Below are 21562 nucleotides of genomic sequence, written 5' to 3' on the forward strand. Positions count from 1 at the left end.
GCATGCCATCGATAGCGTTATCAATGGCATGCTTTGTACTTTTTAAACAGGGCTTTTTTGACGTGCTTACTTCATTGCATTTGATTTAATAAAGAGGGCAGTCTTTCTGTACACTGAGGCTCGCAATCAACGCTGACTTCAAAGTTTCAAGTCTGTCAGCAGAGAGTGGCTCATCGTTCTGATCGCTGATATAAAACATATCTTCTGCACGCTCACCCAAAGTGGTAATACGAGCCGCATGAACCTCAATCTTCTCTTGCAAGAATACTTGTCCAACTCGTGCGAGTAACCCTGGTTGATCGAGCGTTTCTAAGCTCATTATGTGCTGATCTGAGGCCTCATTAAACTCAAATTTGATGACCGTGGTCACTTCAAAGTTTCTGAGCTGACGCGGAATACGCTTGTTCGTAATCTTTAGCACTGTTGGATCTTTAAAGGCACTGATCAACCGCTGCTTGAGCTCTTGCTGACTCTCTTCATCGATTAATAACGTACCAGTAGGGTCAAGCAGCACATAAGAATCCAAAGCAAAGTCACGCGTGGCAGTAATAATGCGTGCATCTAAAACATCTAGATTCATTTGATCGAATACTGCCATAGTGACGGCAAATAGGTTCATCTGATCTTGGGTATAAACAAAGACTTGCACGGCATCTAGAGCCAGCTCTCTATGCTCACGCAGTACGACCAATGGCGGGCTATCAGCGTTAGACGCAAGACCAATCGGTGGATGATTCAAGATAGCTTCGGTATGCCACAAAATATCCTCAGCGATTTCTCGTAAGAAGTACTCGTCGCCCAAGTCATCCCATAGTCTCAGTACTTCTTCGCGATTCATGTGCTGATTATTCACATTGGCCAGCATATTTAAGGCCTGCGTGCGTGTCGCACTAATCATATCTTGGCGATTGGTTGGAGCATCAATATCAGCGCGCAAAATACGACGAGTTTGTGAGTACAGCTGTTTCATGAGCGTGGCGCGCCAGCTATTCCATAACTGTGGATTGGTGGCGTTCATATCTGCCACGGTGAGCACATATAGATGGTTGAGATGGGTGACATTACCAACGAGATCTGAGAATAACGTGACAACCTCAGGGTCTGAAATATCTTTTTTCTGAGCGGTCATCGACATTAATAGATGATAACGGGTCAGCCAGCCGACCAAGTTGGCATCCGCCAAACTCATGCCATGCGCTAAGCAAAACTCAATAGATTCGGTCTGACCAAGTTCACTATGATTGCCACCGCGACCTTTAGCAATATCATGGAACATCGCTGCCAGTACTAATATCTCTTTGCGTTCGATACGCTGAAAGATAGAGCTAACCAGTGGAAAGTCTTCATAAAAACGCGAATCAGTAAAGCGGTGCAAAATCCGAATCAAAAACAACGTATGCGCATCAACCGTATAACGATGGAATAAATCGTATTGCATGAGCCCAGTCACTTGGGCAAAAGCAGGGATATAATTCCCTAATACGCCATAGCGGTTCATGGTACGTAGACGGTGAAACAGATAGTTCTGTTCTTTTAAATTGGCTAAGAATAGGGCTTGGTGAACAGGATTATCACGATAGACCTGATCGATACCACGTGCGGCGATTTTTAATGCGCGCAGGGTATGCGTACGAACGTTTTTAATATTGTGTTGACCCATCAATAAAAACATCTCCAGAATGGCTTCTGGATGCTGGGCAAATACCCGATGATGCGCCATAGAGATTTGATCGCCAACTTGATTAAAGCGCGCATTGATCGGATGCTTTTTAGGGCGCTCGTCATCTGATAGTTTTGGCTCTATAATCGTTTCGTAATAATGATTGGTGAGCATTTCAGACAGAGTCGATATCTGCATGGCACAGCGATAATAATCCCGCATAAATCGTTCAACAGCGGCATTAGGCTCATCGTCTGGCTGAGTCTCATAGCCCATTAACTGGGCAATCTCACGCTGATAATCAAACAGTAGCTTGTTTTCGTTCCGACCTGTCAATACATGTAGGTAATGACGTATTTGCCATAAATAACCTTCTGCAAAACTCAGCTCATCAAATTCTTTTTCAGTCAAAAAATTCTGTTGTACCAAGTCATATAGCTTGCCCACTCGGAAGTAACGCTTAGTCACCCAGCCGATAATATGAATATCGCGCAAGCCGCCAGGAGCGGTCTTGATATTTGGCTCAAGATTGTATTCGGTAGCATTGTGCTGTAGATGGCGCGCTTTTGCTTCTTCGATTTTTACCTCAAAGAAGCTACGCGGTGACCATTGTTCGTTGACAATTTTGACAGGCATCTCTTGCAGTGCTTCATTGCCAATCAGTAGCCGAGCTTCTAGCTGTGCGCTAGCAATAGTATGATCAAGCGCAGCTTCGAGCGCATCATTGACGGTACGTACCGAAAGCGCAGGCTCCAGTCCGATATCCCATAACAATGCAACCAAGCGATCAATTTTTCCACTGGTCTCAGCGTCAATCTCATCAGGAGATAATAATAAAATATCGATATCTGAATAAAGCGACAGCTCGCCGCGACCATAACCACCCGTGGCGAAGAATGCCAAGTCGGTCTTATCCAGCTCAAACCACTTAAACAAAGCAATCAGTAACTCATCTATCGCACAGGCACGAACGGTCACCAACTGACGAATATTAACACCACGCTCGAGTGCGCGACTGATGTCTTCATTGATTTGAGTCAACCACTTAGGAATACCCAGTAGTGGTTTTTCGGCGTTATCGCTATCTGATAGTGGTGCATTCGTCGCTATGTCAGCTGACAGCAACGGTAATGGCGTTAGGTCAATAGAGGTGATATCACAATTAAACATGAGTGTTATCCAATTAAGAGTTTAGAGATAGCTCGTTAAGATGAAAGCCTATGACAACTATGGTGCTATAGTCAATCCACTATAAATTCGATACGGTGTCAGTCTCGCTTAGTCTACTAACTGTAGTACTTTCACTCGGCTTCCTTGTATCAAAATATATTGAACCGACTATATGTAGCGTACTATAAAAATCAGGATGTGCTAAAACTGTATGGGTATGAAAAGTATAAAGATAAAAGATCAATAAGCATAATACTCAATTCACCCTGATTATAGTCCAAAAAAAAGACCGCCTAGGCGATCTTTTATTGTATTACTGAGTCAAAAAGCTTAAATCTTCTTCAGGGCGGGTGGTAAACACCTCACAACCATTGTCTGTCACGACCATCGTATGCTCCCATTGGGCAGACAGCTTACGGTCTTTGGTAATCGCCGTCCATTCATCCGGCAAGATTTTGGTCTGCCATTTGCCTTCATTAATCATTGGCTCAATGGTGAACGTCATGCCAGTTTTTAGCTCAAAGCCTGTGCCTTTTTTGCCATAATGCATGACTTGTGGCTCGTGATGGAATTCGTTACTGATGCCATGTCCACAGAACTCACGTACGATACTGAAACGCTCAGGCTCGACCACTTCTTGAATTGCGGCACCCACATCGCCTAGACGTGCGCCATTTTTGACAACACTCATACCTGCATAGAGTGCATCCTGTGCCACTTTACAGATGCGCTTGGCCATAATAGAGCCGTTGCCGACAATCCACATTTTTGACGTATCGCCGTAATAGCCATCTTTAATGACGGTCACATCAATATTAATAATATCGCCATCTTTTAGTAGTTTGTTTTCACTCGGAATACCGTGACAAACCACATGGTTGACCGAGGTGCAGATTGATTTTGGAAAGCCATTATAGTTGAGTGGCGCAGGGATAGCGTCTTGTACATTAACGATATAGTCATGAGCAAGACGGTTCAATGCTTCGGTGCTGACACCCACTTTAACGTGTTCGTCTAACATAACCAACAAATCGCTGGCCAGTTTACCGGCGACACGCATTTTTTCTATGGCTTCTGGAGATTGGATCAAGGATTTTTTAGTCATCATAATCGTACTTATAGTTATGGAATTAATAGGGGGGATTATAGCATAAATGCAGGCACGACTGTTTTGAGAGAGTGGCGAGCAAGTCTGGCGCTATATTATCCGTACACTGCTATTAATAGTCCTGTTCTTAGAAATTTCAAGATTTCTATACTGATGAGTATCGTGTTCGGATTAGCTAACAGTTACATACATATCAGGTGCTATCAGCATAGGTCAGTAGAATAATGGTTTTGATAAGGAAGCAATAGCTCGTAGTAGGTATCTAGAAAGCATTAGCAACCAATGCTAAGCACAGCAAGCTAAAGTAGAAAAACTATTAACCCTCACAAGTATTGTTGCAATCAAATACTGAAGCTATGATGACAATCAGGCATTAACTATGCACAATAGAATGCGCTATGCAGATTGATAAGTTTGATAATTATTAATAATAAAAAGCATTGATGGAAAATGCGAGACATCACGTTTACTCGTAATTAAAATTTTGAATTTAATCGATATAGGAGCTTATATGAAGAACACAACTAAAATGATGATGGCCGCAACGCTGGCTATAGCTACGCTTGCTGCTGGTTGCCAAACCACAAATATTACGGCACCTGTCACTCAACCAGTAACTTCTGCTGCTTTACAAGCCTATAACTGGCAGTTGGTCGATGCTAAGCTCACTAGCGGTGATAAAATTAGCCAACTGTTCTTTGATCCTACCAAACCGTTAACGCTAAATTTTATGAATAATAACGGCGGCGATTACGTAGCATTTATGAACACCTGCAACAGTATGAGTGCGGGCTATAGCGTTGTTAATGGCGATGTACAAATCAAAAATGGCATTAGTACCATGATGGCCTGTCCAGAACCGCAAGCAAGCTTCGATACAGCGGCTTTGGTAACGGTAGAAGGTAAGTATAACCTCAATAAAAATGCCAATAATGTTCCTATTTTGACCATCAAGAATGATAGTCAAATCGCACATTTCAAAGCCATTGCTAAATAAAGCTTATTCTACTTAATCCAATGTTTAAGCAATTGAGTCTCTATGCAAGCTGTGTTGCAGTATAAGCTTTCAAAGCAAAGTAGTATTTTGATCAAGCCTCACTTTATAGTGGGGCTTTTTTTGTTCAAAACTAAAGTCCAATTTACGTTACAATAGTGTAACAAGTTGTATTTTATAAACATTGCATCTAGCCCACACTGCGTTTAACCAACACTTTGCGACGTACCTTTCATAGCGTACCTATTGGACTTTACCTTATGCTAAAAACCTCCGTGTTAAAACCAACGATCAGCATGCATATAATAAGCAGCACGGTCGCTATAGCAGCTCTCAGCGCTTTAGCTGGCTGTCAGACGCTGCCTAGCAAACCAGCCAATACGGCTACCAGTACCGTCGATAGTAATCCACTAACTGCGCGTATGCCTGTGATGGACCGTCAAGGGCGCATAGCCTATGTGGATGAGCAGGGTACAGGTGCCGCAAAAATATCGACATTGTATAGCATACGTCCTGATGGTAGCGACCGTCAGTTGATTGATCAGATAAATGGTTATATCTATTCGCCTGCATGGTCTGCGGATGGTCAACGGCTTGCTTATAGTAAACAAGCACCACGTCAAAACCCCAAAATTTATATCTATGACCGAAAAAGTAAAACCCAAAGTCTGATCGTTAATGCTGAAGGCAGTAACATGTCAGCGTCATTCTCACCTGATGGTCAAAAACTCCTCTATAGCTCAACCGTCGGCGGCAACGCAGATATTTATGAGATGCGTCTGAACGATGGTAATACCAAACAGTTGACTACACTATCAAGCACTGAGGTACAGCCAAGCTATGCGTCTGATGGCAAAAGCTTTGTCTATACCAGTGATAAAGTCCGTGCTGGACGCCCAAGCATCTATCGCTATGACTTTGCCACTGGCAATGCGACGTCTATGCCGACTAGTGGCTATGTCGCGAGTCCTCAACTCAGTGCAGATGGTCAGCAGTTAGCGTATCTCAACGGTCGCAAGGCTGCGGTTATGACATTGGCTACCCGTCAAACCATCGATCTTGCAGAAACAGGACTTGATGAGCCTGCACGGTTATCACCGTCTGGACAGTATGCAGTTTATCCAATGCGCAGCTCGCAAGTGAGCAGCCAAGGCACTAGAAATATAGGCAGCCTCGTTATCCGCTCGTTATCTGGCAACACAAGCTACAGTATTAATAGTGACGCTGGCGGGATGGTGCGTTCACCGATTTGGGGACGCTAATGGCGAAATCTATGTATTATAGGGTGAGATGTCTATATAATTAATAAAGAAACATAAGTTGATTCTATGACTTAAGTTTTCATGAACATCACATAAATTTTATAAACGGCTCATCAAGATTCTGCGTATCAAAATACTATATAAACATGCTTTATATAGAGATACTGGATTGGGTGAGCAAAAGGAGAAAGTACGTAATGCAAGAGTCGTTTTTGATATTCATTACCAAAATCAGCTTGTACCCGACGATAGTCTTTACAGGATTGGTGATGTTTGTGACCTTGTATTGGATGGTGTCTCTACTTGGTATGGCAGATATGGATACGGTAGATATTGGTGATGCAAGTGGCGAAGGTAGCAATTTGACCTCATCAGGATTTGTGTCGGGTCTGCTGCTCAAATTCGGTCTGTATGGCGTGCCACTTATCGTTATCCTTAGCCTAATCAGCTTAATTGGTTGGTTATTAAGTTACTTCTATACCAGTTTTTTACATCAAAATTTTGACTCAGGTATTTTATATTATCTATTCGGCACCGGAGCGCTAATCTTTGTATTGGTCATCTCCATGTGGCTGACAGGCATCATCATTTCTCCCATCCGCAACAAAATAGCCAAAATACCTAGACGCAATGCCGCTAGCAATATCGGCAAAATCGCGGTTGTGCGTACCCTTAGTGTCACGGACAAACACGGCGAAGTGGAATTGAATGATGGCGGTGCAGGATTGATACTCAAAATTCGCTCAGACATCAATGATGGCTCGCTGAAACAAGGCGATCGAGTGATGTTGGTGGAGTATTTAGAGGCTGCCAATACTTATCGCGTCGCCCCTGTAAAAGATAAATAACCACTATAGTCACTCCACTATAAAAGTGTTACTGCGTTAACCTCGCTTGAAGTATTTGATATACATCTACACTCGGTTGCCTTGTACTACTTTTAAATTGAATCGACTATATAAATAATTTAGCCACTAGTAAGTAATTTAGTCACGATGATTCGCCATCATTATTTTCAGCACATCATTATCGCTTTTAGCACAGAAAAAACTCATAGAATGAACAGGGATTTAGCCAGAGGTTTTAGAAGAATCTCTGGTTTATGAATAATATTTTTAGCAATGATTTAAACGGTTTTAAATTTGGTTATAGTCGGTTCAGAATAATGCAGATATAAGAATGGTGCGTGATAGGGCTATTAAGGCACACGTGCTATAAACAGTGCTATAAATTGTAGAGTTAGCAGGCCTGATAGCGTATCTGATTTATATAGAATTGATTATGGAATGTTTTAATTAAAGGAATGGATATGGACACACTCATTATCGTCGGCGTGGTTGTAGTGCTGGCGTTTGTTTTTATGATGGTCGCACTACTGATGCTCAAGGCCTTTTATTTTAAGGTCGAGCAGGGCAAAGCACTCATTATCAACGGTGTGAGTAAAATTGCCGTACGTTTTGATGGTGGTTTTGTTTGGCCGGTTATCAACAAAAAAGAGTTGATGAGAATCTCGCTCATCACCTTAGAAGTAGACAGACGCGGTAAAGAAGGTTTGATTTGCGCAGACAACATGCGTGCTGATATCACCGTGGCATTTTATTTACGCGTTAATGAAACCGAAGAGGATGTGCTAAAAGTCGCCAAATCGGTTGGGGTAGAGCGCGCGTCAGATAAAGTCGCTGTCAACGAGCTGTTTAATGCTAAGTTCTCAGAAGCCTTAAAAACAGTTGGTAAGCAGATTGATTTCGTCAAACTGTTTGAAAACCGCAGTGAGTTTCGTGACAGTATCGTCCAAGAAATTGGTAACGATCTGAATGGCTATGTCTTAGAAGATGTGGCGATTGATTATTTAGAGCAAACGCCAAAAGCGTCATTAGATTCAAGTAATATCTTAGATGCTGAAGGTATCAAAAAGATTACTCAATTAACGGCCTTTCAGAACGTCATCACCAACGAGCTTGAGCGTGATGAAGAGCTGGCCGTTAAGAAAAAGAATGTCGAAACCAGAGAGGCGATGCTAGAGCTAGAGCGTCAGCAAGCCGATGCCGAAGCCAAACAACAACGTGAAATCTCGTCAGTGATTGCACGCGAAACTGCTGAAACTCGCAAGATTGAAGAAGAAGAGCGTAAAAAGTCAGAAACTGCCGTTATCTCGGTTGAGCAGGATTTGGCCATTCAGCGTGAGAATCAGCAGCGTGAAATCGAAGTGGCAGGTCAAAATCGTCTGCGTGCGGTCGTCATCGAAGAAGAAAAAGTGACGCGTGCTCGTGATTTAGAAATTGTCTCTCGTGAGCGTGAAGTTGATCTGCAACGTATCGAAGCTGAACGTGCGATTGAGCTTGAGAAAAAAGAAATAGCCAACGTCATTCGTGAACGTATCGCAGTGGACAAAACCGTTGCGCAAGAAGAAGAGCGTATCAAAGAAGTCCGCGAAGTTAGCGAAGCTGAGCGTTCTAAGCAAACACGCGTACTAGCAGCGGAAGCCGATGCAGAAGAAATCAAAGTACGTCAGGTGAAAAAAGCCGAAGCCGAGGAGCTGTCTGCCAAGCATAAAGCCGTCGAAATTACCACGCTTGCTGCTGCCAATCTTGAAGCATCCGCCAAAGATTCAGAAGCCAAAATTAAAATGGCCGAAGGTACCAAAGCAGAAGAGTCAGCACATGGCTTCGCTGAAGCGGCTATCCAAGAAGTCAAAGCGGCTTCTTTGGAAAAAGAAGGCATTGCGAAAGCCAATGTTATCAAAGCAACTGGACAAGCTGAAGCGCAATCAGATCGTGAAAAAGGTATGGCAGATGCTGAGGTTATCGCAGCTCGTGGCGAATCTAAGGCAAAAGCTGAGCGTGATATTGGTATGGTCGATGCAGAAATCATCGCCGCTCGCGGTGAATCTACCGCCAGAGCTGAGCGTGAAAAAGGTATGGCAGATGCTCAAGTCATCGCGGCTCGTGGTGAGTCAAATGCCAAAGCAGAACGCGAAGTTGGATTGGCAAAAGCCGAAGTTACTCGAGCACATTTCCAAGCCGAAGCAGATGGTCTGGTCGAGAAATTCAATGCCATGGGTAGCATGAGCAAAGAGGCACGAGAGCACGAAGAGTTCCGCATGAGCCTTGAGACAGCCTTGCAAGAAGCACTTGCTTCTATTGACGCTGGTAAAGAGATTGCGAAAGAAAATGCTGAAGTATTGGCAGTTGCGTTACAGAAAGCCAAAATCGATATTGTTGGCGGCGAAGCGCATTTCTTTGATAACTTTGCGAAGTCACTGTCTATCGGTAAAGCCATCGATGGCCTAGCGGGTAAGTCAGATACATTGAGCGGTATTATCAACGGTGTGATGGCCAGTCAAGCCATGAAATCAAACCAGCAAAATGATGATAAAGCGGTTTAATGCTATATCAGGTCGAATTGACTGATATTTATATATCCAGCATTAGTAAGCAACATTAATATCAATGAATTATCTGTCGCTTAGGCGGCAGATAGTTTTAGTCAATTTGCTCTACATATCTTAATAGAGCGATAGCCAACTTAATATTAATAATGAGTTGGCTAATCTAAAAAAATAGCAGTGACCACTCGTTTTTTTAGATTAGCCAAGTGCTTCTTTACTTTCAATGATTCTTTATTGCCCAAAATTCTCTTATAGTGGATTCAGTTTAAAAGAGATACAAGGCAACCGAGTGCAGATGTATATGTGATACTTCAAGCGAGGTTAACGCTGTAGCTCTTTTATAAAGGATTGACTATATACGTAAAAACAGAAACGGACGAGCAACGATGGCGGACACGCAAAACTCAACAAATTCAGACAGCAACGATAACGCTAATCAAGCCAACCAAACCGATCAGGCAGTTGCTTCAGGCAATGCTTATGAGCTCATCAAAAAACGTCTGACGGAACAAGGCGGCCGTTTAGAGCAGCAGACGCAGACGCTCAATAATGCGCGTCTCGAAGAGTTCGGCAGCACTCAAATGCAAGTCATCGCTCGTACTCGTATTCGTACCGAGTACAACTGTGTGGCACAAGACATGGTGCAGGTCGGCGATTATTTGCTGTTTGGCTACAACGTCTTTATGGGGCTCAAACGCGCGAGCAATATTAAAGACGTATTGTCGTTATATCGTCTGAACGAGCCAGCTGGTAATGAAGAAGAGTATCAGCTCGAAGAGGTCGACCTAAAAGGCACGTTTTTGGCTCAAGACGCTTTTGTCCAAGACTTTAATGAGCTATATCGATATTACAAGCAAACACGCCTGATTCAAATAACGGTGAAAGACAGCAAGTTGCTGTTGGCGTTTCAGATTGGCGAACGCATCACCGATATTCGAGTGTTTCGTTTTGCGCTAGATTTTAGCCAAGGTACACCAGAGTCGGCGCAAGTCGCTTATGTGGACAATCGAGGCGAGCGTGACATTGAACTGCCGCCTGCTTATGATTTTGACTGGATTGAGACCACACGCGATCAAATGGTGAATGGCAAGTATCCCCATATGAATATCTTAGACACGATATTTGTGGAAACGGTCGGTGGTGATTTGACCATCAAGATTGAGGACAATACGCAATCCGGTCAGGGTATTTATAGCGAACCAGTCAATGACCGTACCCAGTCGCTGACGGATGCTGAGATTGCGTATGCCAAAGTTGGCAGTTTAATACTGCTCAAAATATTGCCCTATCGTGAAGAAGACTACCGTTATTTTGTTTATAACACCTTGACCGAAGCAGTGCTGCGATTGGATGCAATTGGACAGTCGTGTGTCCAGCTACCAGAAGACCATGGCATCATGTTTCCGGGTGGTTATTATTTACAGACGGGTGAGTATAAGCTGTTTGAGGCCAATAATGTTGGTGCTACTGACTTACGGTTTAAGCGTAAAATTGTATCGCCGAATGGGGAAGATGTTTTATTCTTATTTTATGACCGAGACTTGGGCGTCACGGGGCTGTTCCCTTACAACTTGATTAAAAAGCAATTGGCAAATCCTATCTATTGCAACGGCATGGCTTTGGCTGAGAATGGCCGTTTGGTGCTGTTTAGTGATCAAAGTGAGCCGTCGCGCATTCACCCGATGCAAATATGGCACACGCCTTATGCCTCACATGAGTATGTCAGTGAGTTGCCCGAGAGCACGAGTTTTTATGGAAAAATCGGCAATAAAGAGCTAGTACGCGGTATCTCCGACCTATATAGCATTACCCGCCTGATTGATAATCAAAGCGTGTCACAGAAGCTCTATGAAGAGCTTACCAATAATACCAGCCGACTTTTTGACAGCTATTACTGGTTGTCTGAGCCTGAGCTGAGCGAAGTCGCCAGTAGCATTAAAGAAGTGACGGCAACGGCTGAGCTGGTGATTGATGAGTTCGCCAAAGTACAAAGTATCCAAAAGCAAACCCAAACTGCGCTAGCTGATGCTGATACGCAGCAAAGTGAGATTTTGCGGCAGATACGGGTCACTAGCTTTGAGTCGGCCAGTGATTATGTCGATCAGTTGTCAGCGTTAAGACGCCAAAAAGGCCGTTTGGTCAGCTTGGAGGATTTGCGTTATCTAGATGCCGATAAGTTACAAGCATTGCAAAAGCAATTAGAAGAGGCCGAAAGCGAGCTTGCCGAAAAAACGGTGCTGTTTTTAAGTGGTGAAGAGGCACTATCAAGCTACGAAGGCATATTGGTCGATGTCAGTGAGCGCTTAAACACCGCAGAAACCAATGCTGAGCTAAAACCTGTACTGGAAAAAATTGATGAGACCGCGCAAGGGTTAGATTTATTAACCGAGCTGTTAGGTACATTAGATGTGGCCGATGCCACCGTGCGTACGCAAATCATCGATGACATATCGACCATTTATGCCAGCCTGAACCAGAGCAAAGCCAAGCTCAACCACAAACGCAAAAATCTAGGCTCAGCGGAGGCTGTGGCGCAATTTGGTGCGCAGTTTAAGCTGTTCGGTCAGTCCATTGCCAATGCCTTATCCATTGCCAATACGCCTGAGAAATCAGACGAGCAAATGGCAAAATTGCTGGTACAGCTAGAAGAGTTAGAGAGTCAGTTCGCTGATCCAGAAACCAACAGTGGCGATCAGTTTTTAGCAGACATCATCAGCAAGCGTGAAGAGATTTATGAAACCTTTGAAAATCATAAGCAGCAATTGCTTGATGCTCGCAACCGTAAAGCGCAAAACTTAGGTGATGGTGCGCTGCGGATGCTTGAGAGTATTAAAAAACGCACGCAAAGCACTGGCGTCACTGGCTTTACAGAAGAGGAAGCGTTAAATACGTATTTTGCGGCTGATGGTCTGGTGCAAAAAGTCCGCAACATCGCAAAAGAGCTACAAGCGATGGGCTTTAGCGTAAAAGCCGATGACATAGACGCCCGTCTAAAAGCCATCCAAATCGAGAGCTATAAGAGCTTAAAAGACAAGTCGGACTTGTTTGAAGATGGTGGTCAAATCATCAAACTGGGTAAGCATCGTTTTTCGGTCAATACTCAGCCATTGGATTTGACCTTGTTGAGTCGTCAACAGTCAGATGGCAAGCGCGTGCTGAACTTGCATCTAACGGGTACAGATTACTATGAAGTGCTCAATAATGCTGAGCTAAACGCCTTGCGCCCGTATTGGGACATGAATATCGCCTCCGAGTCTGACAAGGTGTACCGCGCCGAGTACTTAGCCTATAGCATTATCGAAAGTGCCAAGAGCAGTCAAGATGGCCTAACCGAAGAACGTCTATATCAAGCATACGATGCGACCATCATTACCCTAGATGTTAATGGCGACATTGATAATGACAGCTCATTGTCTAAACTGGTCAAAGCTTATGCCACCCCTCGCTATCAGCTTGGTTATGACAAAGGCATTCATGACCATGATGCCACGCTATTATTGATGCAAATATTGCCGACACTGCGTGAAGCAGGGCTACTGATTTATACCCCGCAAGTACGTGCGTTGGCGCAATTATTCTATTGGCAACTAAACATTGTACAAGCACTTGGTCTAGACAGCTTGCGTCAATTTGGTTATGACGCTTGGTTAAATGAATCAGTGCTGACACGCGCAAATAACTGGACGGATAGAGCCGCCACCGCCGAGCAACTGCGCCGTGCCTTGGGCAGCGATACTGCGAAGTCTCTATTGGTCGAGGACATGAGCCAAGTGATGCGTCATTTTGTTATGGCTCATAATGATGACAGTGCTAGCGTTGATAAAGAGGGTAGCGTTGATAAAGGCGCCAACATCTTCAAACCAAGCTACGTTCAGCTTGCCTGTGAGTATCTCGTGAGTGTCATGGGGCAGTCGGCTGAATCGAATGCAGGTGCATATAACACAATAAACTGGCAAACCAGCCAACAAGCACAGCAGTTGTGTGAGCAGTTAAGTCAAACGCTAAATAGTACCTCAGGCAGCACACAAAATACGGCCAGTTTTGACCAACTACAATCTTCTATCAGTAAGCTTGGCTTCCAACCCAAATCAGCCTATGAGCTATTAGCCACATGGTTTCATGCACTACTTGATAAGACTTATGGTGGTACTGAATCGGCTGATGGCACGGATGAGGCAGGCGAAGCACTCAGTGAAGAGCAGCTTGCCGAGATTGAAACACAAAACGCGCTACGCAAGCAGCAATTAGAGAGTGGCCGTCATTATGTGCCTGAAGCCATTGCCGTCTTGCTTACCCAATTGAATGATGCCCAGCGTGAAGCTTTGGTGCAACGATTGATTGATTCAGGTGCTACTTTTAATAAAGGGGCTTTTAATAAAGGGCTAAGTGCTAAAGGATTGGGCAATCAAGGTTTAAACAGTACAGGCGCAAGTGGCACACCATCGGCCTTGTCATTTTCCTCAATCACCTCGTCGCCAGTTTCATCGACTACATCATTGACCAGTATTAATAATCCGCTCAATCAAGTGCAAAGCTTTGAACGTAGCACGGGTAAGGTATCGCTTGAGATACAAGTCAATAACCTGCTGGGTGAGCATATACGTATTTATCAGCAGACCTTAACCTTTGCCGTTGATGATTTCTTAAATCGTTTGCATCATCATGATACGCAAGTCATCCCTGCCTACAGACGTTATTTGGCCATGCGCTCAGAGATATTGCATGACTCAAAAGAGACGTTGCGACTGGACGAGTTTATGCCGCGTCCACTGTCCTCATTCGTGCGTAACCGTCTGATTAATGAGAGCTACCTGCCGCTCATCGGTGACAATCTTGCCAAACAGATGGGCACGGTTGGCGAGGATAAGCGTACCGATTTGATGGGTATTCTCATGATGATATCGCCACCAGGATATGGTAAAACCACTTTGATGGAATACGTGGCAAACCGTCTCGGCCTTATCTTTATGAAGATTAACTGTCCGTCACTCGGTCATGACGTCACCTCATTAGACCCCGAAAAAGCACCCAATGCTACCGCCCGAGAAGAGTTGAATAAAATCAATTTGGCCTTTGAGATGGGCAATAACGTCATGCTGTATCTTGATGATATTCAGCATACCCATGCAGAGTTTTTGCAGAAGTTTATCTCATTGGGTGATGGTACACGCCGTATCGATGGTGTCTGGCAAGGCAAGACTAAGACCTATGACATGCGTGGCAAAAAGTTCTGCGTGGTCATGGCAGGTAACCCATATACCGAGAGCGGCGAGGCATTCAAAGTGCCTGACATGCTTGCCAACCGTGCCGATATCTACAACTTAGGCGATATCATGAGCGGCATGGAAGAGGTGTTTGCACTCAGTTATATCGAAAACTCGCTGACCTCTAATACCGTCCTCGCACCAATGGCCAACCGTGACTTAAGCGATGTCCATCGTTTGATTAAAATGGCGAAAACGGATAATGCGAATCTTGCTCAAGCACAAAGCAGCGATCTGACCTATCCGTATAGCACTTCAGAAGTTAACGAGATTATCGCTATTTTGCGTCATATGTTTAGGGTGCAAGAAGTCATTTTGGACGTCAACCAAGCCTATATTGCCTCCGCTTCGCAAGATGATAAATACCGCGTTGAACCGATATTCAAGCTGCAAGGCAGTTATCGTAATATGAACAAGATGACCGAAAAACTGTCGGCGGTCATGAATGAAAGCGAATTGAACCAGCTGATAGATGATCATTATCTGGGCGAGTCGCAACTATTGACCCAAGGCGCAGAGAGCAACTTGCTCAAGCTTGGCGAGATGCGTGGTGTCTTGACCGAAGCAGAAACAGAGCGTTGGGCGCAAATCAAAACTGACTTCTTACGTAACAAAGCCATGGGCGGTGAAGATGGTGATACTGGCGCACGTATCGTTGCCCAGTTGGTCGATTTGGCCAGTGGCTTCAATGCCATCAGTAGCCAGTTTGAGACATACTTAACGAAAAATGACCCAGAGCAAATCGCTCGCTTACGAGAAGCAGGACAACAAGCGCAACTCGATGCCCAGCTAAACGCCCAATTAGAAGCACAGAAAATCCTCGCCGATAGCGTCGTTAATAATGCCAAAGTCGTCAGCGACAGTATTGATAATGGCTTTGAAAAAAGCGTGAGCCAATTGCTGCAAATATATAAGCACGATCATAAGTCAGAAGGCGAGTATCTCAAGCAAAACCAATATGCACAAAAACAGCTCATGGTGCAGCTGGTCAATGCCGTGGAACAACTGGCGCAAAAAATGGCGGATAGCTTGGTTAGCAATAATGATAATCAAACAGCCGATAGCGATATCCCTAATATTCATCAGCAAACGGCACTGATGGCAACTGCCCTCAAGCAAGCGTTAGAGCCACTAACGATGCGGATGGATGAGAAGCTGGCGATTGATACCAGCACCGATCAATCTGGTAAGTTAATCGTCAATAGTCTCAATCGCCTAAATAAAATATTTGACGATTATGATTAATCACTACTGATTAATAGCTGACGATTAACAACTAATGATTGATTATTAACGCTTATGAGCAATGTTGATGACTTGCACTTATGAACATCACTTATGAATAGCACCTATAAATAGGGCTTATGATTAAGAGACAGTGGTAATATAGTCGGTAACAGCTACTTTGGATACGATGACGGCGAGTAAGCGTGCTACAAACAGTAGGCGAAGCAAGACTGACACCGTATCCAATGGTAGTGAATCGACTATATCAAACCAATGAGAAAATTATGGCGCACAAAAAAAAGAACGTCCGCAAAAAACTCTGCCCTGTCTGCGAGCGTGAGTTTAGCTGGACTAAAAAGTTGGATAAAAATTGGGAGAGCATGGTCTATTGCTCAGACCAATGTCGACGGGTGAAAAAGTATGAAGGGCTAGATCATCCAAAAGAAGATAAATAGGCAGTAACAATTAACTATAGATATTAGATACACGGCACAAGGGGGCAGATAATGGCACATAAAAAGGTAAACCTACCGCAAAAAATCTGCCCCGTCTGCCAGCGCCCATTTACGTGGCGTAAAAAGTGGGAGAAAGACTGGGAGCAGGTGATTTATTGTTCTGAGCGGTGTCGGCGGGGGAAAGATAAAGACAAAGTCAATTGATTCAACATCCTAAAGCCAGACAAAAGACAAGAACTAACTGCCAGTTTTTGATCAAAATGTCTTAGTCTATTCAGGTGATTATCGAGTGAGTTGAAGACACAGCCTAGCATAATCAATCTTATTTTATAAATTTGACATAGTGAATTAAATTTATTTCATTATCCTTCCTTTAAAAGCAGCCTCGCATTGAATGTTTTAATCAACAAAGTTTTATAAAATCCTCGAAGTCACCAAGCTTATAATCTATAATGATTTTTTTAAATTTTCCGTTTTTTATTAAAATTGCAAAAATGCATTTAATTTAACTCATTTAAAATAAACATTAACCGAAATTTTATAAGGCTCTAAGGATAGGATGAAACAAATACAATTTAAAGGTGACGGAACAGAGTATTTCAAAATATGGATTGTTAACGTTTTATTGTGCATTGTCACCATAGGGATTTATTACCCATGGGCAAAAGTACGTACGCGTCGATATTTTTATGCGAACACTGAATATGCAAATCGATACTTCGATTACCATGCCACAGGAAAGCAATTATTTCTGGGCTATTTAATCGGTGTGTTTATATTATTTGCTTTACAGATTGTAGGCTCTATTCTGCCTACTATTGGCCTCATTTTACCCGTTGTTTTATTTGCTTTTATCCCTTGGATTATCATGCGCAGCCTAAAGTTTAACATGCGTATGACCAGCTTTAGCAACGTGCGTTTCAGTTTCAAAGGTAATCTAAAACCCGCTTATATTATTTATATGCTTATACCCATATTGGGTTATTTAGCAATTGCATTGCCTGTCTTTGTTAGCCTATTTCCAATGTCAAAACTAGATGAAGGTTTTAACGTAATCTTTGCCTTCATGCTATTTTTAGTAGGTATAATCGCAGCGATAGCGATAGGTATTTTTGTCATAGGACTCTTTACTAAAAAAGCAGCTGAATATCAGATTGGTCAGACAAAATTTGGTCAAGGTGATTTTTTCATCAACATCAATACTTCAAAATTTATAAAAATTCAACTTAAGAAAATACTTATCATTATTGGCTGTTTGATTATCCTCTCAATACTCTCAGGCTTAGTATTCGCAGCTACTATGTCAGGTGGATTTAATCTTGGCAGTATTTCCAATGACATTGAAAGCGCAGAGGCAAATCCGTTATTTGTTGTCGGTTTTTTGGTTGTATATTTTGGTTTTATTGCTACATTCTTATTTGCTACCGCCTATTCATTTAGCCGTCAACGCCAGTATATATTCGAAAATACCACGTTAGATAAAGCCATTACTTTTAGGTCAACCGTTGGTGCTAAACGCTATTTTTATATCTTAGTGACAAATATGCTCTTGGTTCTATTTACTGCTGGCTTAGCATTACCTTGGGCAAAAGTCCGTGTGGCTCGTTATATCGCTGATAACTCTTGGATAGAAGCCTCAGATATAGATATCAATAGTTATTTGACCCAAAAAGAGAAAGAGCAGTCTGCTATCGGTGAAGAGATTGGCGATGTTTTAGATATCGATATAGATATTGCAATCTAAGCCAGACTCTAGTGGATACAGTGAGAAACTTAATGGTAAATTTAATATCAGGCAAATGGTATCCCAAAGACAGCTCGGTTCAATATACCGCGCAACTCACGCTCACTGAGACGAGATATGAGGTAAATATTGTATCTGATGAGACCAGTGATAGCTTGGATAGTAGCCAGAATATTGATGGTCAGTGGTCGCAAGTTGCGATCAGTGATCGACTAGGAAGTACTGAGCGTAAACTTACACTCGCTGATGGATCACTATTTACGACTCACGATAATGATGCTATTGATAACTTCATAAATAGCAGTCAAGGTAGTAGTACAGGTTCAAAATGGAGTTTACGCTTACATCGCCATGAAACAAAAATGACTAGCGTATTAACGATGCTGGTCTTAACGATTGTTTTTGTATTTAGTTTTATTAAATGGGGCATTCCTTGGACGAGTCAAACGGTCGCACATGCCTTGCCACAAGCAACAGGCGACTTTATTGGTAAACAGTCATTAAAGTTTGCAGATGGTTATTTTTTACAGCCCACTAAAATAAGTGACACTGAACAGCAGGATATTCAATCACGATTTGAAACACGCCTTAAACGCTTTAGTGGTGACGATAGAATTCATTATCAGATCCATTTTAGGGATATGAATATCAATGGATTGAGTTTGCCAAATGCTTTTGCATTGCCATCAGGTGATATTGTTCTGACAGATAAATTTATAGAGTTAAGTAAAAATGATGATGAGATAGATGCTGTGCTATTGCACGAGATGGGCCATGTTGTAGAGCGTCATGGCTTAGAGATGCTCACTCAAAACTCATTAACGACTATGATTGTCATACTGGTATTAGGCAACCCAGATGGCATCAGTGAAGTTGCTACAGGGCTAGGAACTGCATTGGTATCAAGCCATTATTCACGTCAGTACGAAACTGAAGCAGATGAGTTTGCTTTTAACAAGATGCTTGAGATTGATGTTAATCCGCAAGCTTTTGTAGATATCCTGAGCCGCATGGAAGATTATTCGACGACAGTAACTGATACAAAAGACGTCGATGACACTACGCATCAGCATGAAGATGAAGATGAAATCGATAATGAAAAAGTTGGAGAGGTTGAAGACGAGAAGTTGTCCGATTTCTTGTCGAGCCATCCTAATACCCAGTTGCGGATTAAAATGGCAGAAAAATATAGCAAGTGCTTTGAGCAAGGGTTAAAGGTTTGTAAGTGAAGAATGTAAAAGTAAGTCATGGCACATAAAAAGGTAAAGCTACCGCAAAAAACCTGCCCCGTCTGCCAGCGCCCGTTTACGTGGCGTAAGAAGTGGGAAAAGGATTGGGAGCAGGTGATTTATTATTCTGAGCGTTGTCGGCGGGAGAAAGATAAATCAGATTGAGTTAACAGTGTATTGTCAATACATTGTATAACCTCGACTATCTCAATTTTAATCAATGAATGAACGCTACTAAAAATTGTAACGGAACATAAAAACTATGTCGCTCTCTTTTACGCACTTTTCTTTTTTTAATCAAGTTATCAAAAGCTGTCTTGCTATCACGCTATTAATAAGCCTGTCCCAAGCTCATGCAAAATTTGATTGTGAGTTAAACCAGGGATATGAGCTACCCGCAGATATTGGCTTTAACTGGCTATGCTCGTTTAGTAATGAGCTTGCCCCTGCGCAGCAGATCTCAACAGAGAAATACGGCGCTGTCAACCGACAGGGCGTTGCGGCAATTCCGTTTGAATATGATTCACCAGTAGAGTTCATCCAAAGTAGAGCGCTGGTAAAAAAAGCGGATAAGTGGGTGCTAATCAATACGGAAAATCATAAAATAGCCGAATTTTATTTTCAAGAAGTATGGAATTTTACCCCAGTAGGGTTAGCACAATTTCAGCAAGATGATAAATGGGGATATATAAACACCAGTGGTGAGGTCGTTATCCAACCTCAGTTCGATAGCATAGTGCATGGCTTTGGTTATCCACTACTCAATGAAAATGTTATCGCCATCTTTGAGTTAGATGGTAAACAAGGTGCTATAAATCAGGCAGGTAAGATTATCATACCAGCGCAATTTGATGATATTCGTCGAGCAAATGATATTTTATTCGTGTCTAATAACGACAAAGTAGGTATTTATGACTATCAGGGCAATATGATACAACCCGTTGAGTTCGAATTTACAATGGTTAATGGCTTTTATTCAGATAATCGCTGGACTAACGAGAACTGGCTATCCATTACCAAAAATGGAAAAGTAGGCGCAATAGATAAAAGAGGTAATATTATAGTCCCTACTGAGTTCGATGATGTAGAAATTATCAGTGAAAATACTTTTAAAGTTTCTAAAAATGGTAAATATGGCATACATGGCATAAATAACCTAATAACGCCGCTAAAATTTGATTATATCGCAAACTCTTTGGAAGGACCTACCCGTGTAAAACTTGATGGTAAATGGGGCTATTTAGATAGGTCTGATTCATTGATGATGGTTGATTACGATGAGGCTTATGATTTTTCGGAAGGGCTGGCGATGGTTGGTAATAATCAAAAGCAGCAGTTCTCTCAAAAAGATGAATCAAAATCATGGGGCTATATTAATACTATAGGAGAGGAAGTTATATCTTTGCATTATGAAGACGCTAGACCTTTCGAAGAAGGGCTTGCTCCTGTTAGGTTGAACGGCAAATGGGGAGTTATTGACTTTCAAGAAAACCAAATTGTGCCTTTTGAGTATGACGCTATTAGTAGCTTTGAAGATGGTTATGCAATAGTAGCTAGAGCGCATCCAAAAATAGTCGAGAGCAGTACCAAACTTGATAAAAAGATATATGAAGGGACCGAGTATTCAATATCAAGTGATTGGGACAATGACGAATTTTATATCAATAACCTATCAGATAGAGATGTCTCTAAAATGAAATTTGGCCTAATCAATAGGCAGGGTGGTATCGTACTAGCTACAGATTATGAAAACGTGACTAGAGTCTCTGAAGGTATGATAGGTATTAAGAATAACAATAAATGGGGTTTCGCCAATCAACAAGGGGAGCTGGTATTCCCTTATCAGTTTGACCAAATATTTCCGCCTTTTAAAGAAGGTACTATTCAAGTTGATAACTGTTTTGACGATAATGAAAATCCTATTTCATGTCAGTCTGATGAGGTTAACAGTCATACGATGCACGTCGATAAACAAGGTAACATCATCAATGAGTTATGGGGTAGTTCAAGCGTAACAGTTGAAATAGAAGAGACGGCTGACTAAATCTACCTACTAGAAAA

At 42.5% G+C, this 21562-nt stretch carries 13 protein-coding genes; 11 read left to right on the forward strand and 2 right to left on the reverse strand.

What is annotated here, in order from left to right; translation table 11 throughout:
* Positions 1-85: 85 nt before the first annotated feature.
* Both glnD and map read right to left on the reverse strand, forming a co-directional pair.
* Entirely contained in the window at positions 86-2830 is a 2745-nt protein-coding gene (gene glnD, locus AAEY75_RS11805; RefSeq protein WP_197217945.1) for a [protein-PII] uridylyltransferase, read from the reverse strand.
* Positions 2831-3143: 313 nt separating this feature from the next.
* A complete protein-coding gene (map, locus tag AAEY75_RS11810; protein ID WP_406947678.1) occupies positions 3144-3935 on the reverse strand; it encodes a type I methionyl aminopeptidase in 792 nt (263 codons plus the stop codon).
* A 514-nt stretch (positions 3936-4449) separates the two neighbouring features.
* On the opposite strand from map, the gene AAEY75_RS11815 reads away from it, so the two are divergent.
* The 11 genes from AAEY75_RS11815 to AAEY75_RS11865 all read left to right on the forward strand — a co-directional run bounded on the left by AAEY75_RS11815 (position 4450) and on the right by AAEY75_RS11865 (position 21545).
* Positions 4450-4935, forward strand: coding sequence for an META domain-containing protein (locus AAEY75_RS11815; RefSeq protein WP_197217944.1), 486 nt, complete (start codon positions 4450-4452; stop codon positions 4933-4935).
* Positions 4936-5192: 257 nt separating this feature from the next.
* Entirely contained in the window at positions 5193-6194 is a 1002-nt protein-coding gene (locus AAEY75_RS11820) for a beta-propeller domain-containing protein (RefSeq protein ID WP_352259681.1), read from the forward strand.
* Between the two features lie 197 nt (positions 6195-6391).
* Positions 6392-7042 carry a DUF1449 domain-containing protein gene (locus tag AAEY75_RS11825; RefSeq protein WP_194365112.1) on the forward strand — a complete coding sequence of 217 codons (651 nt, stop codon included), beginning with the start codon at positions 6392-6394 and terminating at the stop codon, positions 7040-7042.
* Between the two features lie 461 nt (positions 7043-7503).
* Positions 7504-9579 (forward strand): flotillin family protein, encoded by a 2076-nt coding sequence (locus AAEY75_RS11830; RefSeq protein WP_352259682.1) that lies wholly within the window; start codon positions 7504-7506, stop codon positions 9577-9579.
* Between the two features lie 389 nt (positions 9580-9968).
* On the forward strand, positions 9969-16091 hold the full coding sequence (locus AAEY75_RS11835; RefSeq protein WP_352259683.1) for a DNA repair ATPase: 6123 nt from the start codon (positions 9969-9971) through the stop codon (positions 16089-16091).
* 185 nt (positions 16092-16276) lie between these two features.
* Positions 16277-16528, forward strand: coding sequence for a DUF2256 domain-containing protein (locus AAEY75_RS11840; RefSeq protein WP_352259684.1), 252 nt, complete (start codon positions 16277-16279; stop codon positions 16526-16528).
* 51 nt (positions 16529-16579) lie between these two features.
* Positions 16580-16732, forward strand: coding sequence for a DUF2256 domain-containing protein (locus AAEY75_RS11845; RefSeq protein ID WP_010196549.1), 153 nt, complete (start codon positions 16580-16582; stop codon positions 16730-16732).
* Positions 16733-17087: 355 nt separating this feature from the next.
* Complete coding sequence (locus AAEY75_RS11850; RefSeq protein ID WP_352259685.1) at positions 17088-18272, forward strand: YjgN family protein; 1185 nt, start codon at positions 17088-17090, stop codon at positions 18270-18272.
* A gap of 32 nt (positions 18273-18304) precedes the next feature.
* Positions 18305-19501, forward strand: a complete 1197-nt coding sequence (locus AAEY75_RS11855; protein ID WP_352259686.1) for a M48 family metallopeptidase — start codon at positions 18305-18307, stop codon at positions 19499-19501.
* A gap of 18 nt (positions 19502-19519) precedes the next feature.
* Positions 19520-19666: a DUF2256 domain-containing protein gene (locus AAEY75_RS11860; RefSeq protein ID WP_352259687.1), complete on the forward strand. Its 147-nt coding sequence runs from the start codon at positions 19520-19522 to the stop codon at positions 19664-19666.
* A gap of 97 nt (positions 19667-19763) precedes the next feature.
* Positions 19764-21545, forward strand: a complete 1782-nt coding sequence (locus AAEY75_RS11865; RefSeq protein ID WP_352259688.1) for a WG repeat-containing protein — start codon at positions 19764-19766, stop codon at positions 21543-21545.
* Positions 21546-21562 lie beyond the last annotated feature (17 nt).

The organism is Psychrobacter sp. TB55-MNA-CIBAN-0194 (assembly GCF_040309505.1).
Classification (GTDB): domain Bacteria; phylum Pseudomonadota; class Gammaproteobacteria; order Pseudomonadales; family Moraxellaceae; genus Psychrobacter; species Psychrobacter fozii.

Excerpts from the sequence above, each read along its gene's own strand:
- glnD (WP_197217945.1), bottom strand. The coding sequence starts at position 2,830 with ATGTTTAATTGTGATATCACCTCTATTGACCTAACGCCATTACCGTTG.
- map (WP_406947678.1), bottom strand. The coding sequence starts at position 3,935 with ATGACTAAAAAATCCTTGATCCAATCTCCAGAAGCCATAGAAAAAATG.
- AAEY75_RS11815 (WP_197217944.1), top strand. The coding sequence starts at position 4,450 with ATGAAGAACACAACTAAAATGATGATGGCCGCAACGCTGGCTATAGCT.
- AAEY75_RS11820 (WP_352259681.1), top strand. The coding sequence starts at position 5,193 with ATGCTAAAAACCTCCGTGTTAAAACCAACGATCAGCATGCATATAATA.
- AAEY75_RS11825 (WP_194365112.1), top strand. The coding sequence starts at position 6,392 with ATGCAAGAGTCGTTTTTGATATTCATTACCAAAATCAGCTTGTACCCG.
- AAEY75_RS11830 (WP_352259682.1), top strand. The coding sequence starts at position 7,504 with ATGGACACACTCATTATCGTCGGCGTGGTTGTAGTGCTGGCGTTTGTT.
- AAEY75_RS11835 (WP_352259683.1), top strand. The coding sequence starts at position 9,969 with ATGGCGGACACGCAAAACTCAACAAATTCAGACAGCAACGATAACGCT.
- AAEY75_RS11845 (WP_010196549.1), top strand. The coding sequence starts at position 16,580 with ATGGCACATAAAAAGGTAAACCTACCGCAAAAAATCTGCCCCGTCTGC.
- AAEY75_RS11850 (WP_352259685.1), top strand. The coding sequence starts at position 17,088 with ATGAAACAAATACAATTTAAAGGTGACGGAACAGAGTATTTCAAAATA.
- AAEY75_RS11855 (WP_352259686.1), top strand. The coding sequence starts at position 18,305 with ATGGTAAATTTAATATCAGGCAAATGGTATCCCAAAGACAGCTCGGTT.
- AAEY75_RS11860 (WP_352259687.1), top strand. The coding sequence starts at position 19,520 with ATGGCACATAAAAAGGTAAAGCTACCGCAAAAAACCTGCCCCGTCTGC.
- AAEY75_RS11865 (WP_352259688.1), top strand. The coding sequence starts at position 19,764 with ATGTCGCTCTCTTTTACGCACTTTTCTTTTTTTAATCAAGTTATCAAA.